Consider the following 22735-nt stretch of genomic DNA (forward strand, 5'->3'; position numbering starts at 1 on the left):
ACGAGGTTCCGGCCGAAGGATGGAACTTGTCTATTCCGGCGCGTGGCAAACCGCCTCGATGTTGTGACCGTCAGGATCGAGCACGAAGGCGCCATAATAGGTCGGATGATAATGGGCCCGGATGCCGGGCGGCCCGTTGTCGCGCCCGCCCGCCGCAATCGCCGCCTTGTAGAACGCGTCCACCGTGGCGCGGTCTTTCGCCAGGATCGCGACATGCACCGGCTTGTTCAGCGCGCCCTCGCCGCCGATCCAGAAATCCGGCTTGCCGTCGGCGCCGAAGCCGGCGGCCGGATCGTGTCCGGTCTGCTCCTGCGTGACCTCCATGATCAGGCCGTAGCCGAGCGGCGCCAATGCCTTGGCGTAGAACGCCTTGGCGCGCTCATAGTCGGAGACCGGGAAGCCCATATGGTCGATCATCGCAACCTCCGTCGTTCGTCGTCAGCGCGACAGGAACGTATTGCTCCGCGTCTTGCGCGCAACCACAAAGCCGCGCGCGACCATGTCGGCGATGCAATCTTCCCGCCATTCCTTCTGTGACAAATGCTCGATCACCACCGCGCGCGGCCATAGCGATTGCGGCGCGTCGCGGAAGAAGCCGATCAGCACGCGATCCTCGAAGCCCTCGACGTCGATCTTCAACGCGTCCACCTTCGTCACGCCGGCCTCGTCGAGAATGCGCGTCAACCGCAGCGAGGGAACCTTGATGGCCTCCGCGCTGGCCGTGCCGGTGACGACATGCGTGGCACCGAGATTGCCGCCGCCGCTCTCGATCATCAGCTCGCCGTCGCTGTCGCCGGCGGCCGCCTGCAACAGGCGCACCTGCGTCGCTTTCGACGCGGCCTGGTTGAATGAGAGCCGCCCAAAGGTCATCGGATGCGGCTCGATCGCGATCACTTTCCCTGATGGCCCGACCTGTCGCGCCATCACCAGTGCGAAGGTGCCGACATTGGCGCCGACGTCGACGAACACGCCGCCCTCCGGAGTGTGCCGGCGCAGGAAGTCGAGCTCGTCGAGATTGTAGTCCGGATTGAACAGCGCGCCGCGCTCGGTCGCGCTGCCCTGGTGATAGAAGCGAAACGATGCACCCTGGTATTGCACGTCGATCGGGCCGCCGCGCAGCAGGTTCACCAGCCGCGACATCCAGGGCCGGAACGCGCCGCGCTTCAGCCTCGATTGTGTCGCGAGGCGAATGATCGCGGCCTGCGCCGCGTTCGGCGCAAACGCGCCGAACGGCGCGGACGAAGGGGCATTGTCGGTCGCCAAGTCAAAGTCCTCATTGCAAGCGGCGCATGCATAGCCGGTTTTGCCGGGGACTCCAACGTTGTGGGGGAAGAATGTAGCCCGGATGGAGCGCAGCGCAATCCGGGGGTCTTGCCGCGCGGACAGACTTTCCCGGATTGCGCTGCGCTCCATCCGGGCTACAGGTCAAGCCGCCTTCTTCGGTGGCGCCTTGCGCTGGCGCAGGAAGCGGCCGAGCAGCTTGCGCTTGCCCTTGCGCGGGATCAGGTCGATGTCGCTGACGAGCTTGGCGCCGCCCTTGCGGCGCTCCAGCACGATCTTGCGGCTGTGGAAGGCTTCCAGCTCGACACGGTGCGCGACGCTGACGATGGTGGCCTTCGGCAGCTCGTCGGTGACCATCTTCATCATCTTGTCCTGGCTCTTCTCGTCGAGCGCCGAGGTCGCCTCGTCGAGCACCACGATATCAGGGTTGTGCAGCAACAGTCGCGCGAAAGCGAGGCGCTGCTTCTCGCCGCCGGACAGCGTCTGGTCCCACGGTGCTTCTTCCTCGATCTTCTCCTTGAGATGGTCGAGGCCGACCTTGTGCAGGGCCTCGCCGATCTCCTCGACGGTCCAGTCGTCTTCCGCGCCGGGATAGGCAACGGCGCGACGCAAGGAGCCGGATGGTACGTAGGGCCGCTGTGGCAGCATGAACAGCCGCCGGTCGGGATGGAAATTGACGCTGCCGCCACCCCATGGCCAGAGCCCGGCGATGGCGCGCACCAGCGTGCTCTTGCCGGTGCCGGATTCGCCGGCCACCAGCAGCCGCTCGCCACGTTCGACCACCACCTCCGTCTCGCCAACCACGGCGGTACCGTCGTCGAGCGTGACCGAGAGATCCTTCAGCTCCAGCATGGCGTCGTTGCTGGTCTCGCCGCGCTTGATGCGGCCGAAGCCGTCGCCCTGCTCCGCGCGCTCGAGGCCGTCGAGCGACATCATCAGCGAGGCGATGCGGCGAGCGCAGGCATTCCAATCGGCGAGCCGCGGATAATTGTCGACCAGCCAGCCAAACGCGCTCTGCACGATGGTGAAGGCGGAAGCCGCCTGCATCACCTGACCCAGCGTCATGCTGCCGTCGAGGAATTTTGGCGCGCAGAGCAGCAGCGGCACGACCGGCGCAACGAGGCTCGATCCCTGCGACACCAGCGTGGTGCGCATGTGCTGACCCGCGAGCCGCGCCCATTGCCGCAGTACGTTGGTGAAATTGCGGTCGATGCCGTCGCGCTCTTCCGCCTCGCCGCCGAGCAGCGCGATGCTCTCGCCGTTCTCGCGCACGCGCGTCAGCGTGTAGCGGAAATCGGCTTCGGCCTGGTTCTTGTCCTCCGAGACCTGCACGAATTGGCGGCCGATCACCAGGATCGAGCCCGATGCGATTCCCGCATAAAGCATCGCGGCGATCACCAGGAAGCCGGGAATGGTCACCGACGATCCCGCAAGCGTGACGGTGAGCGCGCCGCCGATGGTCCAGAGCACGACGATGAAGGTCACGGCCGACAGCAGCGCGGACGTCACGCCGGCGAGGAAATCCACCGGCGAATCGGTCGCGACGCGCAGATCCTCCGCGATCCGGTATTCCGGATTCTTATGGTCGCCGCTGACGAGATTGAGCTGGTAATAGCGGCCATTGCCGAGCCAGCGCGTCAGCACGCTGGCCGTCAGCCACGCCCGCCAGCGCCGCTGGATGCCCATGCGCGCGAACACTTGCGCCACGCCGAGCACGATGCTGCCGATCGCGAGCGGGAAGAACACCGCGGTGAGATGGAAGACGGTGGACGCCTCGCGCTTCTCGATCGCGTCGAAGATCGCGCGATTCCAGACATTGATGCCGTATTGGAAACCGACGGTGAGGACGATCAGCACGCCGAGGCCGATGGAGTAGAGCCACGCCAGCCGGTCGCCGTTGCGGCCCCAGAAGCCGCGCGCGCTGATCCAGAAGCGGGTGAGGAGATAGTCCTTGCGGGCCTGCTCGGCCTCTTCGGGCGATAGCTCCGGGTCGGGTTCGACCAGCTCGGGCGGCGGCGGAGCCACTTCCTCGCCGGTCTCGCCGACGATTTCGACAATGGGCGGCTTCTTGCCCGATTCGCGCTTTCTGGCCGGCTTTTGCATGGCCGGATAACGCAAGCTAAATCAAAAGGTTCCCGCAGGTTCCCAGTGTCGACTCACTCAGCGGCGCCGTCGCGGACCCGGCGGAGCCGTGCGAACCGGTGCAGCACACGCGACAACTGATCGATCGCGTAGGGCTTCTGCACGAGCTCGACATCGATGTTGCCGTCCTGGGACAGCGCCTCGCTGTAGCCGGTGGTCAGCACGACCGGCACGCCGATGCCGCGGTCGCGGACCGCCTGCGCGAGATCGAGCCCGGTCATGCCGGGCATCACGATGTCCGAGAAGACGACATCGAAGCGATCGGAATCCATAATCAGCTCGGCGAGTGCATCGGTTGCATTGTCGATCAGCGTGATGCTGTAGCCGAGCTCGGTGAGGCCGTCGGCCGCGAAATTGGCGAGCTCGATATTGTCCTCGACCAGCAGCACCGACATGCCGCTGCCGGCCACGGCCGGCGCGGTGTTCGGTGCCTGCCGCTGCGGCAACAAATGCGGCGCCACGCGCGGCAGATAGAGCGCGAAGGTGCTGCCGCAGCCCACCTCGCTGGTGACTGTCACTTCGCCGCCGGACTGCCGGGCGAAGCCGAACACCTGCGACAGGCCGAGACCGGTGCCGTGGCCGACCTGCTTGGTGGTGAAGAACGGCTCGAAGATGCGCTCCAGCCGCGCAGCCGGAATGCCGATGCCGGTGTCGCTGACGGCAATGCCGACGAAGCCATGTTTGCCGGAAAGGTCGTGGTTGCCAGGAAGGTCAGCGTTGCCCGAGACGGGAGCCCGTGTGTCCGCAATGGTCGCCGCGGCCTCGACCTTGAAGACGATCCTGCCCTTGCCGTGCATGGCATCGCGCGCATTCGTCGCCATGTTGATCAGCGCCGTCTCGAACTGGCTCGCATCGGCATCGACGAGGCAGGGCTCGGTCGGCAGCCGCATCGCGATTTCGATCGCGGGCCCGAGCAGCGTCGCGAGCATGTCCTGCAGCGACTGCAGCCGCGCGCCGACATCGAACACTTCCGGCTTCAAGGTCTGGCGCCGTGCGAAGGCGAGCAGCTGCGAGGTCAGCTTGGCCGCGCGCCCGACCGCGTCCGCGATGGCGGTGATGTAGCGCTGCCGCCGCTCCTCGCTCAGTTGCGGCCGGTTCAGCAGGTCGACGGAAGCGCGAATCACGGTCAGGAGGTTGTTGAAGTCGTGCGCGACGCCGCCGGTGAGCTGCCCGAGTGCCTCCAGGCGCTGGCTGTGCTTGAGCGCCTCCTCGGCTTCGCGCCGCGCTGCGGCCTCGGCCTGGAGATGCTGGGTGCGCCGGAACGCGAACGCCAGCAGCAGAAACAGCAGCGCGGTGGCGGGAATGCCGAACACCAGATGCTGGCCCATGGTGGCGAACCAGCGCTTGCGGATCGCCGAGGTCTCCAGCCCCGCGCTGACATAGATCGGGTATTCGGCGATGCGTCGGTAGCCGATGCGCCGCTCGACCTCGTCCGACGGCCAGACGATGGTGATGAGGCCATGCTCGGGGTGAGCTGCGATGCTCCGGCCGACCGGCCCGTTAGGATCGAGCCTGACGTCGCGGTCCAGCCGCGGAAGATGCGCTAGCACCACGCCGTCCGTGCGCCCCATCGCGAGGAAGCTGCCGGGATCGGAGCCGATCCTGGCATAAAAGCTCTCGAAATATTCCGGCAGGACAGAGGCCTGGATCACGCCGATGAAGCTGCCGTCGTCGGAGCCGCGGCGGCGGCTGACTCCGAAGAAGCGCGCGCCCTGATAGGGCTGACGCGGCGTCAGGGGAACGCCGATGTAGCTGCCGATAGTCTGATCGACATGGGCCGCAAAGTAGTCGCGGTCCGCAAAGCTCTGCGCCGGCGGCGGTGAGGCCAGGCTGTTGACGAGCGACTTTCCGTCCGCATCGAAGATCCAGGCTGATTTCAGCTGCGGCAGCGAATCGGTCAGCTGCTTCAGGCGGCGGTGCAGGGCCGGTTCGCGCGCGCGGATGATGTCGTCGGGCATGCCGCGCACCACCTCGTTGATCTCGGCGAGGCTCCGGTCGATGGTCTCGAACACCTTGAGCGCGTGCTCGTGCGCGACATCGAGGGTGCGCTCGATCTCGCGGTCTGCGATGGCTTTTGTCGAGGTGTAGGAGATCGAGGCGGCGATCGCGAACAGTGCAATCGGCAGCGCCAGGGACGCGGCCATCATCCACTGCAGCAATCTCAGCGAATTGCGTTGTGCGCCCTGCACGGTCGCTCCGGTCCCACACCGGAGAGCATACTTGAATTTCGCGCCGGGAAGGAAGCGGCTTGTAGCGTGAACCAGAGGTTGCAATCCCCCGGCTCGCCCGTGCAGGGGCGGAGGCAAAATCTACTCGAACACCTGCCCGCCGTAGAATGCCCCGGCCGTTCCGGCCGGGGATCGCAGCATGAATGACGCCTAGATCTGGCGCTCGACCATCTTGAGCTTGAGCTCCGCGATGGCCTCCGCCGGGTTGAGGCCCTTCGGGCAGGCCTTGGCGCAGTTCATGATGGTGTGGCAGCGATAGAGGCGGAACGGGTCCTCGAGATTGTCGAGCCGCTCGCCGGTCGCTTCATCCCGCGAATCCGACACCCAGCGGTTGGCCTGGAGCAGCGCGGCGGGACCGAGATAGCGCTCGCTGTTCCACCAATAGCTCGGGCACGAGGTCGAGCAGCAGGCGCAGAGGATGCACTCGTAGAGGCCGTCGAGCTTCTCGCGGTCTTCGTGGCTCTGCTTCCATTCCTTCTGCGGCGTCGGCGACGTCGTCTTCAGCCACGGCTCGACCGAAGCGTACTGTGCATAGAAATTGGTGAGGTCGGGGATGAGGTCCTTCACGACAGGCTGGTGCGGCAGCGGATTGATCTTCACCGCGCCGTCCTTCACGTCGTGCATCGAGCGGGTGCAGGCCAGCGTGTTCTGGCCGTCGATGTTCATCGCGCAGGAGCCGCAGACGCCTTCGCGGCAGGAGCGGCGGAAGGTCAGCGATGGGTCGATGTTGTTCTTGATCCAGATCAGGCCGTCCAGCACCATCGGCCCGCAATCCTGGGTGTCGACGTAATAGGTGTCGACGCTCGGATTCTTGCCGTCGTCCGGATTCCAGCGGTAGACGCGGAATTCGCGAGTTTCAGTCGCGCCCGCGGGCTTCGGCCAGGTCTTGCCGCCGGTGATCTTTGAGTTCTTCGGAAGTGCGAATTCAACCATTTCGATAAAGCTTTCGCTGTTCGCTCAGTACACGCGCGCCGTTTAGTAAACGCGAGCTTTCGGCGGGATGTACTGCACGTCGTTGGTCATGGTGTAGTCGTGAACCGGGCGGTACTCGATCTTGACCTTGCCGGAATCTTCCAGCCAGGCCAGCGTGTGCTTCATCCAGTTCTTGTCGTCGCGCTCGGAGAAGTCCTCGCGGGCATGCGCGCCGCGGCTCTCGGTGCGGTTGGCGGCCGAGTTCATCGTCACCACCGCCTGCGCGATCAGATTGTCGAATTCGAGCGTCTCGATCAGGTCGGAATTCCACACCAGCGAGCGGTCGGACACGGCGATGTCGGTGATGCCGCTATGGACCTTCTCGATCAGGTTCTGGCCTTCGCTCAGGATGTCGCCGGTGCGGAACACCGCGCAATTGTTCTGCATCACGTGCTGCATGCCTTCGCGCAGCTTGGCGGTCGGGGTGCCGCCGGAGGCGTAGCGGTAATGGTCGAGCCGGCCGAGCGCCAGATCGGACGAGTTCGCCGGCAATTCCGGCTGGCTGGCGTTCGGTGTGAGCTTCTCGGCGAGGCGCAGCGCCGCGGCGCGGCCGAACACGACGAGGTCGATCAGCGAGTTGGAGCCGAGGCGGTTGGCGCCGTGCACGGACACACAGGCGGCCTCGCCGATCGCCATCAGGCCGGGGATGATGGCGTTGTCGTCGCCGTCCTTCTTGGTCAGGACTTCGCCGTGATAATTCGTCGGGATGCCGCCCATGTTGTAGTGCACGGTCGGCACGATCGGAATCGGCTCGCGCGTCACGTCGACATTGGCGAAGATCTTTGCGGATTCCGAGATGCCCGGCAGGCGCTCGGCCAGCACCGCGGGGTCGAGATGGTCGAGATGAAGGAAGATGTGGTCCTTCTTTTTGCCGACGCCGCGCCCCTCCCGGATCTCGATGGTCATCGCGCGCGAGACGACGTCACGCGAGGCCAGATCCTTGGCGGAGGGCGCATAGCGCTCCATGAAGCGCTCGCCCTCGGAGTTGACGAGATAGCCGCCTTCGCCGCGCGCACCTTCGGTGACGAGACAGCCGGAGCCGTAGATGCCGGTCGGGTGGAACTGCACGAACTCCATGTCCTGCATCGGCAGGCCGGCGCGCAGCACCATGCCGCCGCCATCGCCGGTGCAGGTGTGCGCCGAGGTGCAGGACGCGTAGGCGCGGCCATAGCCGCCGGTCGCCAGAATCACGGACTGGGCGCGGAAGCGGTGCAGCGTGCCGTCGTCGAGCTTGAGCGCGATGACGCCGCGGCAGGTGCCCTGGTCGTCCATGATCAGGTCGATGGCAAAGAACTCGATGAAGAACTCGGCCGCGTGGCGCAGCGACTGGCCGTACATCGTGTGCAGCATGGCGTGGCCGGTGCGGTCGGCGGCAGCGCAGGTGCGCTGCGCCTGGCCCTTGCCGTAGTCCAGCGTCATGCCGCCGAACGGGCGCTGGTAGATCTTGCCGTCTTCGGTGCGCGAGAACGGCACGCCCCAGTGCTCGAGCTCGTAGACCGCCTCGGGCGCGTTGCGAACCATGTATTCGATCGCGTCCTGGTCGCCCAGCCAGTCCGACCCCTTCACGGTGTCGTACATGTGCCAGCGCCAGTCGTCCTTGTGCATATTGCCGAGGGACGCCGAGATGCCGCCCTGCGCCGCGACCGTGTGCGAGCGGGTCGGAAACACCTTGGTAATGCAGGCGGTGCGGAGGCCGGCTTCGCTGCAGCCGACCACGGCGCGCAAGCCCGCGCCGCCGGCGCCGACCACGACGACGTCGTAGGTGTGGTCTTCAATCGGATAGGCTTTGCCGTTGGTGGCGGGAGCGCCGTTGGCCTTGCCATTGGTATCTGTGGCCGATGTTCCGGTTGGCATGGCTTAGACTCCGGAGGAAAGTTTCAGGATCGCGTAGGTCGAGGCCAGCGCCACGGCGAACGAGAAGAAGTTGTTGAGCATGATCGAGATGAGCTTCAGCTTCTCGTTATGGATGTAGTCCTCGATCACGACCTGCATTCCGATCTTCATGTGCCAGGCGCTGGCGAAGATGAAGAGCAGCAGGATCACCGCGACCGGCAGCGAGCCCAGGATCTGTGCGGCACCGGCCTGGTTGCGGCCGAGCAGCATCATCACGATCACGATCACAGGGATCATCAGCAGCGTCATGGCGACGCCGGTGATGCGCTGGCGCCAGAAATCGGAGGTGCCCGAATGCGCCGCGCCGAGATTGCGCACGCGGCCGAGCGGGGTGCGCATGGAGGAGCCCTTCGGAGCGCCGTGGGATTCGTCGAAACTCATCGTCCGCCTCCGATCGCGTAGGCGATGATCCAGACCAGGACCGTGAGCACGACGCCACCGATCAACGCGCCCCAGGTCAACGCTTCGCGCTCATTGGCCTTGAAGCCGTAGCCGAGGTCCCAGACGAAATGCCGGATGCCGCTGAGCATGTGGTGCATCAGCGCCCAGGTGAAGCCGAACACGATCAGCCGGCCGATGATGCTGCCGGTGAAGGCCTGGACGTGGCTGTAGGCGGCGGGGCCCGAGGCCGCCGCAATCAGCCACCAGGCCAGCAGCAGCGTTCCGGCGTAGAGGGCAATTCCGGTGGCGCGATGGACGATGGAAAGGGCCATCGTCAGCGTCCAGCGGTAGGTCTGTATGTGCGGTGAAAGCGGTCGTTCGATCCGTGCGGTCATGGGCTTCAATTGCTTTATTGCGGCCCAGCATGGGGCGCGCGGGGATCGCGAAAGGTCGGCTCTATTTACGGAGTCGATTTCACCTGCGCAATCACCAAATCGCCATAAATCGAACTTGGGTTCAGCTCTAGGCCCTTGATGTAACAAGGCCAATCGGGCACTTGGTATACCAGAGCGGTGGCGCACCGGCTAAAGATCGAACATAAATTCATCTCTTACAATGGGCCCCGAGACGCATTGAAATTACTATTGGAACGGCTCTAAGCCGCTACGGGCCGGCCAGGGTTCGAACCAGTCGGTTCATGACGTCCGAGCCGGCAGGGACGGTCGGCGAGCAACCCCTAATTTCCGCCGAGCGCGCCGATTTTTCGCGAGACGGGCGGATATGCGCACCCCGCATCCCACCCCAGACCGGCGATGCGGCGGTCGACCCGCCAAATCAGATCGCTTAGAGCATTGCGGGTAGCTGTCCGAGCGATGCATCGGAGAAGTTGCGAGCCATCGCCGGGGCGGGTCAGGGGTGATTGCAGGACTTGGTATCAAGGAGATTGCCGAGCTCGCGCTGCTGCTGATCGCAACGGGCGCGCTCTCCGGATTCTTGGCCGGCGTGTTCGGCATCGGCGGCGGCGCGATTCTGGTGCCGGTATTCTACGAGTGCTTCCGCATCGCGGGTGTGCCGCTGGAGGTGCGGATGCCGCTCTGCATCGGTACCTCCCTTGCTGTCATTATTCCGACCTCGATCCGTTCGTTCCAGGCGCATTACAGGCGCGGCGCCGTCGATCTTGCGATCCTTCGGGTCTGGTGGCTGCCGATCCTGATCGGCGTCGTCGCCGGCAGCGTGGTCGCGCGCTACGCACCGGAGCGGCTGTTCAAGATCGTGTTCGTCGCCGTTGCCTGGTCGGCCGCGGTACGGCTGATCTTCGCGCGCGCGAGCTGGAAGCTCGGCGATGATTTGCCGAAGGGGCCGCTGATGCGAGTCTACGGCTTCTGCGTCGGCATTTTATCGACCCTGATGGGCATCGGCGGCGGACTGTTTTCGAATCTGCTGATGACCTTCTACGGCCGCCCAATCCATCAGGCGGTCGCGACCTCGTCGGCCCTCGCGGTGCTGATCTCGATCCCCGGTGCGCTCGGCTACATCTATGCCGGCTGGCCTGCGGCCGCGCACTATCCCGGCGTTGCAGCCCTGCAAGTCCCGTTCGCGTTCGGCTACGTCTCGCTGATCGGCGCCGTGCTGGTGATGCCGATGAGCCTCGTGACGGCGCCGCTTGGCGTCAGAGCCGCGCATGCGATGTCCAAGCGAAGGCTGGAAGTCGCGTTCGGGTGCTATCTGTTTATTGTCGGCAGCCGGTTTGTGATGAGTTTGGTGGGCGGGCTCTGACGGAGCTTATCGCGCATTGTCTCTTCATCGTCGTCCTGGACAAGCTCGCGGAGCGAGCGCCGATCCAGGACCCATTGCCCCAGCCAGAAGTGTGACTCGAGACTGACAACCACGAGTCTTCGCCAAACCACCCCTCGGGGTAAGGGGTCCTGGCTTTCGCCAGGACGACAGCGAAACTGGCGCTGTCATACTGTTACAGCACGCCCCTATTTCTTCGCGTAAAGATCCTTGTACGTATCGCGCAGCACGTTCTTCTGCACCTTGCCCATGGTGTTGCGCGGCAGCTCGTCGACGACGAACACCCGCTTGGGCATCTTGAACTTTGCCAAGCGCCCGTCGAGTGCCTTCAACACCGCGGCCTCGGTCACATCGGCGCCCTTGTTGCAGACCAGCACCGCCGTAACGCCCTCGCCGAAATCGGCGTGGGGCACGCCGATCACGGCGGATTCGATCACGCCTGGCATGGCGTCGATCTCGCTCTCGATTTCTTTTGGGTAGACGTTGAAGCCGCCGGATATGACGAGATCCTTGCCGCGGCCGAGAATGTGGACGTAACCCTTGGCGTCGATCTTGCCGAGGTCGCCGGTGATAAAGAAACCGTCGTCGCGGAATTCCGCCTTCGTCTTCTCCGGCATGCGCCAATAGCCCTTGAACACGTTCGGGCCCTTGACCTCGATCATGCCGATCTCGTCGCGCGGCAGCTCCTTGCCGGTCTCGGGATCGGTGACGCGAACGGAGACGCCAGGGAGCGGAAAGCCGACTGCGCCGGGCACGCGCTCCCCGTCATAGGGATTCGAGGTGTTCATGTTGGTCTCGGTCATGCCGTAGCGCTCGAGCACCGCATGCCCCGTGCGGGCCGACCATTCGCGATGGGTTTCGGCCAGCAGCGGCGCGGAGCCCGAGATGAACAGCCGCATGTGTTGTGTGGTTTCGCGCGACAGCGCGGCGTTCTGGAGCAGGCGGGTATAGAACGTCGGCACGCCCATCAGCACCGTGGCGCGCGCCATCAGCTTGATGATCAGATCCGGGTCGAGCTTCGGCAGGAAGATCATCGACGCCCGCGCGAACAGCGTCACGTTGGTCGCCACGAACAGGCCGTGGGTGTGGTAGATCGGCAGCGCGTGGATCAGCACGTCCTTGTCGGTGAAGCGCCAGAAGCCGACCAGCGAGAGCGAGTTCGACGCCAGATTGTCGTGGGTCAGCATCGCGCCCTTGGAGCGGCCGGTGGTGCCGGAGGTGTAGAGGATCGCGGCGAGATCGTCGTTTGCGCGCGACACCGTGGTGAATTCGCTGCTCGCCTTGTCGGCGGCGTCCGTCAGCGAGCCCTTGCCGTCAGGCCCGAGTGTCTCGATTTTCGCCTTCACCTTGGCCGCGATGGGACCGAGGCCCTCCGCCTTGGAGGGATCGCAGACCACCAGCGAGGGCTCGGCATCGCCGATGAAATAGTCGAGCTCGTTCAGCGTATAGGCGGTGTTGAGCGGCAGGTAGACCGCGCCGGCCCGCACCGTGGCCAAATAAAGCACGATGTTGGCCACGGATTTCTCGACCTGAACCGCAACGCGGTCGCCGGGCTTCACGCCGCGCGCGACCAGCACATTGGCCATCTGTCCGGCCCGGGCGATCAAATCGCCATAGCTGATGCGGGCCCCGTCATGCGTCTCGATCGCGAGGCGCATCGGATCGTCGAGGCCGTCGAACAGGCGGGAAAACAGATTGGCGTTGGCAGCTTGGTTCATGCAAGATTTCCTCGACCGCAAGGCTTGACCACAAGGCTCGTCAGACAAGGCCGGTCAAAACCGAGGGCTGGATTAGCAAAAACCGCCCCGATGAAGCAACGGAGACAGTTTGCATGACCAAAAACGGGAAACGCGTGGCCTGGGTCACGGGCGGCGGCAGTGGGATCGGGGAGGCCGGCGCCGAAGCGCTGGCGGCCGACGGCTGGACGGTGGTGGTCTCGGGCCGGCGCAAGGACGCCCTCGATACCGTGGTTGCGAAGATCACCGGGGCGGGCGGGGCCGCCGAGGCCATCGCGCTGGACGTGTCGGTCGCCGCCGCGGCTCAGAAGGCGGCCGATCAAATCGTCGCGAAGCACGGCCGGATCGACCTGCTGGTCAACAATGCCGGCATCAATGTCCCCAAGCGCAGCTGGAAGGACATGGAACTGGAGGGCTGGGATAAGTTGGTCCAGGTCAATCTCAACGGCGTGCTCTATTGCATGCGCGCGGTGCTGCCGACGATGCGCAAGCAGCAGGACGGCTCCATCATCAACGTCTCTTCCTGGGCCGGCCGCCACGTCTCGAAAATGCCGGGCCCCGCCTACACCACGACCAAGCATGCGGTGCTGGCGCTGACCCATTCCTTCAACATGGATGAATGCGTCAACGGCTTGCGCGCCTGCTGCCTGATGCCGGGCGAGGTGGCGACCCCGATCCTGAAGCTGCGCCCGGTGGTGCCAAGCGAGGAGGAGCAGGCCAGGATGCTGCAATCCGAAGATCTCGGCCGCACCATCGCCTTCATCGCGAGCATGCCGGCGCGAGTGTGCATCAACGAACTGCTGATCAGCCCGACGCATAACCGCGGGTTTATTCAAACGCCGCACAACAGGGATTGAGCGGCAGCAAGTAGCCCGGATGGAGCGAAGCGTAATCCGGGACCAGTCCCTCCGTATGCAACAACCCGGATTACGCTTCGCTCCATCCGGGCTACAACGCCTCACCCCACGAACACACCCGCACTTAGTTTCACGCATCACAAAGAAGTTTTGTTCGAAACCGCTTCGCAAACCCTCCCGTAATTCGAGCCAACGACGTCGCTGCTGCTTTGCGCTCACAGGTCGCAGCCACCGTTGTTGCCCACTCGAACGCCGGCAATCGCCGGTCACAATCCAATCGGGAGACCCTCCATGTCGAAGCGCATTGCCTATCTCGCTGCCGCCGCGTTCAGCACCCTGGCCATCACCGCGACGGTTGTCGCGCCCGCCCGCGCCGAGGAAAAGACCGTCATGGTCGGCGGCGCCGCGATGTTCCCGTCCAAGAACATCGTCCAGAACGCCGTCAACTCGAAGGACCACACCACGCTGGTGGCGGCGGTGAAGGCGGCCGGCCTGGTGCCGACGCTGGAAGGCAAGGGCCCGTTCACGGTGTTCGCACCGACCAACGCCGCCTTCGGCAAGCTGCCGGCCGGCACCGTCGACACTCTGGTCAAGCCCGAGAACAAGGCGACGCTGACCAAGATCCTCACCTATCATGTCGTGCCCGGCAAGCTCGAGGCGTCCGACCTCACCGACGGCAAGAAGATGAAGACCGCCGAAGGCGAGGAGCTGACGGTGAAGAAGATGGACGGCAAGGTCTGGATCGTCGACGCCAAGGGCGGCACCTCGATGGTGACGATCTCCAACGTCAACCAGTCGAACGGTGTGATCCATGTGGTCGACACCGTGCTGATGCCGGCGACGTAATACCGCGCGGTCCGGCTTCATCCCCCGAACCGGATGCGACGAAATGGCGAGCCGGGGGTGCCCGGCTCGCTTTATTGTGAACATGATACCCCGCCGGTATCGATTCGATGCCGGGCAGGGCGTAACGAAAGCTGACGCATCGGCGTATAATTGCTGTCAGACGATGTTCAGGACGGAACCGCCATGTCGAGCCTCACTGTCACCGACGAGCAGGTCAGCGCCACCCCGGCCAAAGTGATCCAGCCGGCCTGGGTCCGGGTCATGCACTGGATCAACGCCCTCGCCATGATCCTGATGATCCTGTCGGGTTGGCAGATCTACAACGCCTCGCCGCTGTTCGGTTTCAGCTTTCCGCGCGACTACACGCTCGGCGGCTGGCTCGGCGGCGGCCTGCTCTGGCACTTTGCGGCGATGTGGCTGTTGATGATCAACGGCCTCGCCTATCTCGTCACCGGTTTTGCCACCGGCCGCTTCCGGAAAAAACTGCTGCCGATCACCCCGTCCGGCGTGCTCCACGATGTCAGGGCTGCCCTGACTTTCAAGCTCGGCCATGCCGACCTCACCGTCTACAATTACGTGCAGCGGACGCTCTATGCCGGCATCATCCTGATCGGCGTGATCATTGTGCTGTCGGGGCTGGGAATGTGGAAGCCGGTGCAGCTGCACTGGCTCGTGTCCCTGTTCGGCGACTATCCGACCGCGCGCTACATCCATTTCTTCTGCATGGCCGCGATCTGCGCCTTCCTCGTCATTCACGTTTTACTCGCGCTGCTGGTGCCGAAGAGCCTGCGCGCGATGATCATCGGCCGCTAGAGCGGAGAGAGAGTCATGGCGAAGCGCTCATTCCTGATCCCCGGCGTCGACAAGCGGCTGCTGATCAAGGATTCCATCAAGACGATGCCCGATGTCACCCGCCGCCGCTTCATCGCGGGCGGCGCCAGCTTAGGGGCGCTGACGCTCCTCACCGGCTGCGACGTGATCGACTCGTCCTCCGCCGAGGAGATGCTGAAATCCGTCTCGAAATTCAACGACGCCGTACAGGCCTTCATCTTCAATCCCGACGCGCTGGCGCCGACGTTTCCCGAGAGCGCGATCACAAAGCCGTTTCCGTTCAACGCCTATTACGATCTCGACGACGCGCCTGACGTCGACGGTGCCGACTGGAAGCTCGAGGTCCGCGGCCTCGTCGACAACAAGAAGTCTTGGACGCTTCCGGAATTGTACAAGCTGCCGCAGGTCACGCAGATCACCCGTCACATCTGCGTCGAGGGCTGGAGCGCGATCGGCAGCTGGACCGGCACGCCGATGCGCGACTTCCTCAAGCTGATCGGCGCCGACACGCGCGCCAAATACGTCTGGTTCCAGTGCGCCGACAAGGACGGCTACAATTCTCCGCTCGACATGCGCACCGCGCTGCATCCGCAGACCCAGATGACGTTCAAATACGCCGGCGAAATCCTGCCGCGGGCCTACGGCTTCCCGATGAAGATCCGCGTGCCGACCAAGCTCGGCTTCAAGAACCCGAAATACGTGGTGTCGATGGAAGTCACCAACGACTACAAGGGCGGTTATTGGGAAGACCAGGGGTACAATTCGTTCAGCGGGAGCTGATCGTCGCTCCGGCGAAGCTGCAGTAGGGTGGGTTAGCCCTGCAGATCCGCGAAGCGCATCTGCTCGGCGTAACCCACCTCTTTGGTTTCCGCGGCGAAAGAAGTGGTGGGTTACGCCTTCGGCTAACCCACCCTACTGCACCGGTCTTTTGGCCGGCCCCACCTTCCGCTGGCACAGCGCCGCAACCGCGCCCAGCGCCAGCAGCGCCGCCGACACGTTCAGCGCGTAACTCAAGCTCCCCAGCGCGTCCGTGATCGCGCCGACAGCGATCGGGCCGAGCGTCTGGCCGACGCCGAACGAGATCGTCATCGCCGCGATCGCGGTCGGCCACACCTCGGGCGGATAGTTGAAGCGCACGAAGGCGGTGGTCGAGCCGACCACGGCGAAGAAGGCGACACCGAACACGATCGCGGAGACCGCGAGCCATGCCGGCGAATGCCCGAGCATCGGCAGGGCGGCGCCGAGCGCGTTGGTGCCGAGGATGATGGCGGTCGCCAGTCCGCCGCGATCGAGCGCGAGGACGCGGCGCCAGGCCCATGGCGTGACGAAGGCGCTCAGTCCGATCAGGCTCCAGAACGCGGCCTGCGCCGCGGCCCCGCCGCCGCCGTCGCGCACATAGGCGATCATGAAGGTCATATAGGCGATGTAGCCGGCGCCGAACAGGAAGTAGCCTGCGAGATAGATCAGCACGGGAAAAATCGCGAAGGCGCCGTGGCTGCCTTGCGAGAAACGCACGCCGCTCTCGATGCGGACCAGGAACAGCGGCACGGTCATGACGACGGACAGCAGGGTCATCGCCCACCACACGATCCACCACGAGCCCGGCCCGAAATATCGCAGCGTGAACGGGGCGATCAGCCCGGAGGAGAGAATGCCGATGCCGGGCCCGGCGTAGAACAGGCTGAGCAGGAAATTGGCCCGCTCCGGGCGTGACTGCGCGATGGATGCGGCCAGCGCACCGCCGGCGACGAAGCCGGCCGCGGCGCCCACGCCCAGCACGAGACGGGCCAGGCTCAGCGCGACGAAATTCCCGGTCAGCGCGCAAGTCGCAAGCGCGGCGACGCAGGCCAGGGTTCCGCCGCGGATCGCGGCCGACCAGCCCACGCGCTGGATCAGCCGGGACGCCACAAGCGCGCCCGCGAGATAGCCGACGGCGTTGATGGTGTTCATGAAACCGGCCGCCGAGTAGGACCAGCCGAGGTCCTCCCGCATGTCGGGCAGCACCAGCGAATAGGCGAAGCGGCCGATCCCGAGCCCGACCGTCGCCGCGAGCGACAGGGTCAGGATCAACCGCGCGGGATGGGCATCGGGTGGAGGGCGGTCAGGTGCGTGCAAGGGGTACTCCGGCATGCGCAGTGTGGCAGGCCCTGCCCGCCTTGCACAGCCGCGAGGCGGCAATGGTGTCTTGCCAAGCACGCATCGCCGCTCTAGCACTCCGGCCGAAATCGACCTCAGAGGAAACGACCATGGCGACCCACAAACTGCTGCTGCTTCCCGGCGACGGTATCGGCCCCGAGGTGATGGGCGAGGTGAAGCGGCTGATCGACTGGCTCAATTCGGCCGGGATCGCCAAGTTCGAGACCGACACCGGCCTCGTCGGCGGTTCGGCCTATGACGCGCACAAGGTGTCGATCTCGGAAGGCGACATGGCCAAGGCCAAGGATGCCGACGCGATCATCTTCGGGGCGGTCGGCGGCCCGAAATGGGACGCGGTGCCCTACGAGGTGCGCCCCGAAGCCGGCCTGCTGCGCTTGCGCAAGGATCTCGGTCTGTTCGCCAACCTGCGTCCCGCCGTGTGCTACCCGGCGCTCGCGGAGGCCTCGAGCCTGAAGCGCGAGGCGGTCGAGGGCCTCGACATCATGATCGTGCGCGAGCTCACGGGCGGCGTCTATTTCGGCGAGCCCAAGACCATCACCGATCTCGGCAACGGCCAGAAGCGCGCCATCGATACCCAGGTCTACGACACCTATGAGATCGAGCGCATCGGCCGCGTCGCCTTCGAGCTTGCGAAGAAGCGCAAGAACAAGGTGACGTCGATGGAGAAGCGCAACGTCATGAAGTCGGGCGTGCTCTGGAACGAGGTCATGACCCAGGTCCACAAGCGCGAATACCCCGACGTCACGCTCGAGCACCAGCTCGCCGATTCCGGCGGCATGATGCTGGTGAAGTGGCCGAAGCAGTTCGACGTCATCGTCACCGACAATCTGTTCGGCGACATGCTGTCCGACATCGCTGCGATGCTGACGGGATCGCTCGGCATGCTGCCCTCGGCATCACTCGGCGAAGTCGACGTCAAGAGCAAGAAGCGCAAGGCGTTGTACGAGCCCGTGCACGGCTCGGCGCCCGATATCGCAGGCCAGGGCCTCGCCAATCCGATCGCGATGATCTCGTCCTTCGGCATGGCGCTGCGTTACTCCTTCGACATGGGCGCGCTCGCCGACAAGGTCGACGCCGCGATCGCCGCGGTGCTGGCCAGCGGCCTGCGCACCGCCGACATCAAGTCGGAAGGCACCACGCCCGCATCGACCACGCAGATGGGCGAAGCGATCTTGAAGGAATTGCAGAAGCTGCACGCCTAGAGTCGTAGCCCGGATGGAGCGAAGCGAAATCCGGGGTTCTTGCCACGCGTCGAAAATCCCGGATTGCGCTTCGCTCCATCCGGGCTACATCACAAACAAAAATGGCCGGGCGCGAGCCCGGCCATTTTGATTCGGTCGATTTGTCCGCCTCAGTACAGCGGGAAATTCTGCGGATAGCCGCCAACATCCTGCGGCGTGCTCAGCGGCTGGCGATCGATCGGGCGGTTGAGATTTTCGCGCGCGAAGGTCGGATAGCCCACCGCCGGCGGGAAGGCGTAGTCCGAGAACTTGCGGTCGCCGGGATTGACCTCGGTGCCGCCGTCGAGCCAGGAGCGCTTGCTCACATAGATGCGGGTGCGGCCCTGCTGATAGCTCGAATTGGGGCCGCTCGGGCCGTAATAGTGACGGCCGCTGTCATAGCGCTGCTTCTTGGTGTCGGCCGAGGCGGGTGTCGCGAAGGCTGAGGACATGGCAATCACGGCGCCGGCCGCAAGCCACATCGCCAGTTTGTTCGCGGCAGAGAAATTCGAGCTCATCACGTCCCCTTCAGGCGGCAAGCCGCCAATCAATTTCGCCCTCATACTAACCCGGCCGGGGCGGCTGCAACTAGGTCTATTGGGTCACACCAGCGCTGAATAATCGTGCGCGTCGGCAAAAGTTGCATGGATACAGCCACTTGAGCTTGATGCCGGTCAGAGCGCGCCGCGCAATTGCGCATTGGCGGCACCGAGCAGCCAGTCCGACGCGCTTGGGAGCGCGCAGGGGCGGCGCTTCAGCTCCGCATGGGCGAACAATTCGGCCAGCTTCGGCTCGTTGCCCGAGGTCAGCAGCGTCAGCCGGTTCAGCGTGCAGGCGATCGCCGCGCGCCGGGCGGGCAGGCTGTCGCCCTGGCAGGAGAAGCCGGAGATCTGGAGTGCCGGCTCCTCGCTGCGCTTGAGGTAGCCGAGGCAGGCCCGCGCGCCCTCCGCGGTGCCGGTCGGCCGGAACAGGGCGACGGGGCCGAATTTCGTGTCGATTAGGCCGGCCTGCTCCAAGGGGGTCGCGGTGCCCAGTCCCATCCGAACGGCCAGATCCATTGCTGCCGGACGCGCCACGTCGAATTCGCCGCCTTCCCGGTAGATCTCGACCTCGGCTATGGTCCTGTCCGCGTCGCCCGCCCAGCGCATCACGTCCCTGCGGCCGCCTTCGGGGTGCCTGAGGATGGTGTAAGAGGTTGTTTTGTCTGACGAATCGAGCTGGCTGAGGGCGAAGGCCGGAGGCGAGCGGTCGGCCACGCTCCAACCCGGCTTCAGCACCGGCTCATCGTCGCGCAAGTTTGGCAGCTGGCCGAGTGCCGCAAGGCCGAGGATGGCAAACAGCACCAAAACCCCCACATAGGCGAACAGGCGCGCCAGCGTGCCGACGACCTCGTCGGCGAAGGCTGCAAGCGCCAGATGGATCTGGGTGGGGTTTGCGGCCGTGCTGGCCTCGGGCGACTGCATCCACGTCCCTAAGGCATGGTCCAACGTTGTCTTGAGGCCGGTTCTCGCATAGAAGCGCTGCTCTTCCTGTTTAAGCCTCAGCTTCAGGAAAGAGCTTTTTCGTCGGAGAGTGAACGATGGGTTACAAAGTCGCAGTCGTCGGCGCGACCGGCAATGTCGGACGGGAAATGCTCAACATTCTCGATGAGCGCAAATTCCCCGCGGACGAGGTGGTGGCCCTGGCCTCACGCCGCAGCATGGGCGTCGAAGTCTCCTATGGCGACCGCACGCTGAAGGTCAAAGCGCTCGAGCATTACGATTTCTCCGACGTCGACATCTGCCTGATGTCGGCGGGCGGCGAGGTGTCGAAGGAATGGTCGCCGAAGATCGGCGCCGCCGGCACCGTCGTGATCGACAATTCCTCGGCCTGGCGCATGGATCCGGACGTGCCGTTGATCGTGCCGGAAGTGAATGCGGACGCGACCGCGGGCTTCAAGAAGAAGAACATCATCGCCAATCCGAACTGCTCGACCGCGCAGCTCGTGGTCGCGCTCAAGCCGCTGCACGACAAGGCGACGATCAAGCGCGTCGTGGTCTCGACCTATCAATCGGTGTCGGGCGCCGGCAAGGATGCGATGGACGAACTGTTCTCGCAGACCAAGGCCGTGTACACCAACCAGGAGCTGGTCAATAAGAAGTTTCCCGCGCGCATCGCCTTCAACGTCATCCCCCAGATCGACGTTTTCATGGAGGACGGCTACACCAAGGAAGAGTGGAAGATGATGGCGGAGACCAAGAAGATTCTTGATCCCAAGATCAAGCTCTCCGCGACCTGCGTGCGCGTGCCTGTTTTCGTCGGCCATTCCGAGGCCGTCAACATCGAGTTCGAGAACCCGATCAGCGCGGACGAAGCGCGCGACATCCTGCGCAAGGCGCCGGGCTGCCTCGTCATCGACAAGCATGAGCCCGGCGGTTACGCCACGCCGTATGAAGCCGCCGGCGAGGACGCTACCTATATCAGCCGCATCCGCGAGGACGCGACGGTGGAGAACGGCCTCGTGCTGTGGTGCGTATCGGACAATCTACGCAAGGGCGCCGCGCTCAACGCGATCCAGATCGCTGAAGTCCTGATCAACCGCAAGCTGATCAGCGCGAAGAAGAAGGCGGCGTAACTCCCCTGCCGTAGGGTGGGCAAAGGCGCGGAGCGCCGTGCCCACCATCTCTCCACGATCGCGATAGAAGCGGTGGGCACGCTACGCTTTGCCCACCCTACGAATTCAAGCCGAGCCGAGGCAGGCTTACGCCACGCTTCGCGCGTTCCTGAATTCCTTCGCCGCCTTGTCCAGCACGAACAGCGATCCTTCCGCGACGCCGAAATAGGCGCCGTGGGTCTGCATCTGGCCGCTCTCGACCGCCTTCTGCACGAAGGGGAAGGTCATCAGGTTTTCCAGGCTGCGGAACACCGCGGCCTTTTCGATGCGCTCGACGAATTGCGCCATGGTCTCGTGGTCGCGCTGCTCCACCACCTCGCCCGGCTTGATGAACATCTGCATCCATCTGCCGATGAAGTCGCCGGGCGTGAGCGGCTCGATCTTGTCGACGAAAGCGCGGATGCCGCCGCACTGGGCGTGCCCGAGCACCACGATGTGCTTCACCTTCAGCACCGTCACGGCATATTCCAGCGCCGCCGAGACGCCATGCGCGTTGCCGTCGGGCTGATACACCGGCACCAGATTGGCGATGTTGCGGACCACGAAGAGTTCGCCCGGCCCGACGTCGAAGATCACTTCGGGCGAGACGCGGCTATCGCAGCAGCCGATCACCATCACTTCAGGGAACTGCCCCTTCACCGACAGCTCGCGGTAGCGGGTCTGCTCGGTCGGCAGCCGCTGGGTGGCGAAGGCCTTGTAGCCTTCCAGCAAATGCTCTGGGAATGTGTTCATGGCCTATGCCTAATCATATACCGCTGGGACGAACAAGCCTTTCGAATAGGCAGGCCAGGTGCTATCGGCTTCGGTCGAAAGTGAGACGAGGAAACGGAAGGAACGCTTGCATGACCCGCCCGCGCCGCAGCCATCTGTTCATGCCCGGCTCCAACCCCCGCGCGCTGGAAAAGGCGCGTAATCTCGCCGCCGACGGTCTGATCCTCGATCTTGAAGACTCGGTCGCGCCCGATGCCAAGGCGGTGGCGCGCGACGGCATCGCCGCCGCGATCACGGCCAAAGGGTTCGGCAAGCGCGAGATCCTGATCCGGACCAACGGCCTCGACACGCCCTGGTGGGCCGACGACGTCGCGATGGCGGCGAAGGCCTCGCCCGACGGAATCCTGGTTCCAAAGGTTTCAAGCGTGGAGGACCTCGATACGATCGGCCGCCGTCTCGCCGAACTCGGCGCGGCGCCGACGGTGAAAGTCTGGGCCATGATCGAGACCGCGCGCGCAGTGCTGCATGCCGAGGAACTCGCTGCCGCCGGGCGCGATCCAGCGCGGCGCCTGTCAGGCTTTGTGTTCGGCCCCAACGACATCTCGCGCGAGACGCGCATCAAGATGCTGCCGGGCCGCGCCGCGATGATCCCAATGATCACCCATTGCATCCTGGCGACGCGTGCCCATGGCCTCGAAATTCTCGACGGCCCCTACAGCGACATCGCCAATTCCGACGGTTTCGCCACCGAATGCGCGCAAGGCCGCGATCTCGGTTTCGACGGCAAGACACTGATTCACCCCTCGCAGATCGAAGCCTGCAACGCGATCTTCACTCCGCCCGAAGAGGAAGTCGCGCGCGCCCGAAAGATCATCGCGGCGTTCGAGCTGCCGGAGAACGTCTCGCGCGGCGCGATCCGTCTCGACGGCGCCATGGTGGAGCGCCTGCACGCCGACATGGCGCGGCGCACGATCGAGATCGCGGACGCGATTGCGGCGATGGGCAGGGGCTGAGGACTCGCCGCTTTCGACGG

At 64.7% G+C, this 22735-nt stretch carries 21 protein-coding genes; 8 read left to right on the top strand and 13 right to left on the bottom strand.

What is annotated here, in order from left to right:
- Positions 1–30: 30 nt before the first annotated feature.
- The 8 genes from BRA471DRAFT_RS01735 to sdhC form a co-directional block, all read right to left on the bottom strand.
- Positions 31–417 (bottom strand): VOC family protein, encoded by a 387-nt coding sequence (locus BRA471DRAFT_RS01735; protein ID WP_007604221.1) that lies wholly within the window; start codon positions 415–417, stop codon positions 31–33.
- Between the two features lie 21 nt (positions 418–438).
- The gene (locus tag BRA471DRAFT_RS01740; RefSeq protein ID WP_035973482.1) at positions 439–1263 is read right to left on the bottom strand and encodes an FkbM family methyltransferase; all 825 of its coding nucleotides are present in this window, start codon (positions 1261–1263) and stop codon (positions 439–441) included.
- 162 nt (positions 1264–1425) lie between these two features.
- A complete protein-coding gene (locus BRA471DRAFT_RS01745) occupies positions 1426–3384 on the bottom strand; it encodes an ABC transporter ATP-binding protein/permease (protein ID WP_007604223.1) in 1959 nt (652 codons plus the stop codon).
- Between the two features lie 53 nt (positions 3385–3437).
- Positions 3438–5612: a hybrid sensor histidine kinase/response regulator gene (locus tag BRA471DRAFT_RS01750; RefSeq protein WP_007604224.1), complete on the bottom strand. Its 2175-nt coding sequence runs from the start codon at positions 5610–5612 to the stop codon at positions 3438–3440.
- Between the two features lie 189 nt (positions 5613–5801).
- The gene (locus BRA471DRAFT_RS01755) at positions 5802–6584 is read right to left on the bottom strand and encodes a succinate dehydrogenase iron-sulfur subunit (protein WP_007604225.1); all 783 of its coding nucleotides are present in this window, start codon (positions 6582–6584) and stop codon (positions 5802–5804) included.
- A 42-nt stretch (positions 6585–6626) separates the two neighbouring features.
- Positions 6627–8477, bottom strand: a complete 1851-nt coding sequence (gene sdhA, locus BRA471DRAFT_RS01760) for a succinate dehydrogenase flavoprotein subunit (protein WP_007604226.1) — start codon at positions 8475–8477, stop codon at positions 6627–6629.
- Between the two features lie 3 nt (positions 8478–8480).
- On the bottom strand, positions 8481–8897 hold the full coding sequence (sdhD, locus tag BRA471DRAFT_RS01765; protein WP_007604227.1) for a succinate dehydrogenase, hydrophobic membrane anchor protein: 417 nt from the start codon (positions 8895–8897) through the stop codon (positions 8481–8483).
- Positions 8894–9292, bottom strand: coding sequence for a succinate dehydrogenase, cytochrome b556 subunit (gene sdhC, locus BRA471DRAFT_RS01770; RefSeq protein ID WP_007604228.1), 399 nt, complete (start codon positions 9290–9292; stop codon positions 8894–8896). Before sdhC ends, sdhD begins: the two co-directional genes overlap by 4 nt.
- Before the next feature lie 520 nt (positions 9293–9812).
- Between sdhC and BRA471DRAFT_RS01775 the strand changes: the two genes are divergently transcribed.
- A complete protein-coding gene (locus BRA471DRAFT_RS01775) occupies positions 9813–10673 on the top strand; it encodes a sulfite exporter TauE/SafE family protein (protein WP_007604229.1) in 861 nt (286 codons plus the stop codon).
- Positions 10674–10879: 206 nt separating this feature from the next.
- Here the strand turns inward: BRA471DRAFT_RS01775 and BRA471DRAFT_RS01780 are convergent, their stop codons facing one another.
- Positions 10880–12409: a malonyl-CoA synthase gene (locus BRA471DRAFT_RS01780; protein WP_007604230.1), complete on the bottom strand. Its 1530-nt coding sequence runs from the start codon at positions 12407–12409 to the stop codon at positions 10880–10882.
- Positions 12410–12522: 113 nt separating this feature from the next.
- Between BRA471DRAFT_RS01780 and BRA471DRAFT_RS01785 the strand changes: the two genes are divergently transcribed.
- From BRA471DRAFT_RS01785 to BRA471DRAFT_RS01800, 4 genes are all read left to right on the top strand, one after another.
- Positions 12523–13284, top strand: coding sequence for an SDR family oxidoreductase (locus tag BRA471DRAFT_RS01785; RefSeq protein ID WP_007598784.1), 762 nt, complete (start codon positions 12523–12525; stop codon positions 13282–13284).
- Between the two features lie 291 nt (positions 13285–13575).
- Positions 13576–14130, top strand: a complete 555-nt coding sequence (locus BRA471DRAFT_RS01790; protein WP_007604237.1) for a fasciclin domain-containing protein — start codon at positions 13576–13578, stop codon at positions 14128–14130.
- Positions 14131–14313: 183 nt separating this feature from the next.
- Positions 14314–14943, top strand: coding sequence for a cytochrome b/b6 domain-containing protein (locus BRA471DRAFT_RS01795; protein ID WP_007604239.1), 630 nt, complete (start codon positions 14314–14316; stop codon positions 14941–14943).
- 15 nt (positions 14944–14958) lie between these two features.
- The gene (locus tag BRA471DRAFT_RS01800) at positions 14959–15741 is read left to right on the top strand and encodes a molybdopterin-binding protein (RefSeq protein WP_007604241.1); all 783 of its coding nucleotides are present in this window, start codon (positions 14959–14961) and stop codon (positions 15739–15741) included.
- A gap of 132 nt (positions 15742–15873) precedes the next feature.
- On the opposite strand, the gene BRA471DRAFT_RS01805 is transcribed toward BRA471DRAFT_RS01800, so the two are convergent.
- On the bottom strand, positions 15874–17076 hold the full coding sequence (locus BRA471DRAFT_RS01805; protein WP_007604243.1) for a YbfB/YjiJ family MFS transporter: 1203 nt from the start codon (positions 17074–17076) through the stop codon (positions 15874–15876).
- Between the two features lie 131 nt (positions 17077–17207).
- On the opposite strand from BRA471DRAFT_RS01805, the gene leuB reads away from it, so the two are divergent.
- Positions 17208–18320 (top strand): 3-isopropylmalate dehydrogenase, encoded by a 1113-nt coding sequence (gene leuB, locus BRA471DRAFT_RS01810; protein WP_007604245.1) that lies wholly within the window; start codon positions 17208–17210, stop codon positions 18318–18320.
- Positions 18321–18469: 149 nt separating this feature from the next.
- Here the strand turns inward: leuB and BRA471DRAFT_RS01815 are convergent, their stop codons facing one another.
- Together BRA471DRAFT_RS01815 and BRA471DRAFT_RS01820 are read right to left on the bottom strand one after the other, a co-directional pair.
- Entirely contained in the window at positions 18470–18856 is a 387-nt protein-coding gene (locus tag BRA471DRAFT_RS01815; RefSeq protein WP_027514960.1) for a hypothetical protein, read from the bottom strand.
- A gap of 156 nt (positions 18857–19012) precedes the next feature.
- On the bottom strand, positions 19013–19801 hold the full coding sequence (locus BRA471DRAFT_RS01820; RefSeq protein WP_007604249.1) for a hypothetical protein: 789 nt from the start codon (positions 19799–19801) through the stop codon (positions 19013–19015).
- Positions 19802–19917: 116 nt separating this feature from the next.
- Between BRA471DRAFT_RS01820 and BRA471DRAFT_RS01825 the strand changes: the two genes are divergently transcribed.
- Positions 19918–20952, top strand: a complete 1035-nt coding sequence (locus BRA471DRAFT_RS01825; RefSeq protein ID WP_007604250.1) for an aspartate-semialdehyde dehydrogenase — start codon at positions 19918–19920, stop codon at positions 20950–20952.
- Between the two features lie 126 nt (positions 20953–21078).
- Here BRA471DRAFT_RS01825 and BRA471DRAFT_RS01830 read toward each other — a convergent pair whose 3' ends face one another.
- A complete protein-coding gene (locus tag BRA471DRAFT_RS01830) occupies positions 21079–21723 on the bottom strand; it encodes a carbonic anhydrase (RefSeq protein ID WP_007604251.1) in 645 nt (214 codons plus the stop codon).
- Positions 21724–21833: 110 nt separating this feature from the next.
- Between BRA471DRAFT_RS01830 and BRA471DRAFT_RS01835 the strand changes: the two genes are divergently transcribed.
- A complete protein-coding gene (locus BRA471DRAFT_RS01835; protein ID WP_007604252.1) occupies positions 21834–22715 on the top strand; it encodes a CoA ester lyase in 882 nt (293 codons plus the stop codon).
- Positions 22716–22735: the final 20 nt, after the last annotated feature.

The sequence above is a fragment of the Bradyrhizobium sp. WSM471 genome (genome assembly GCF_000244915.1).
In the GTDB taxonomy this organism is placed as follows: Bacteria; Pseudomonadota; Alphaproteobacteria; order Rhizobiales; family Xanthobacteraceae; genus Bradyrhizobium.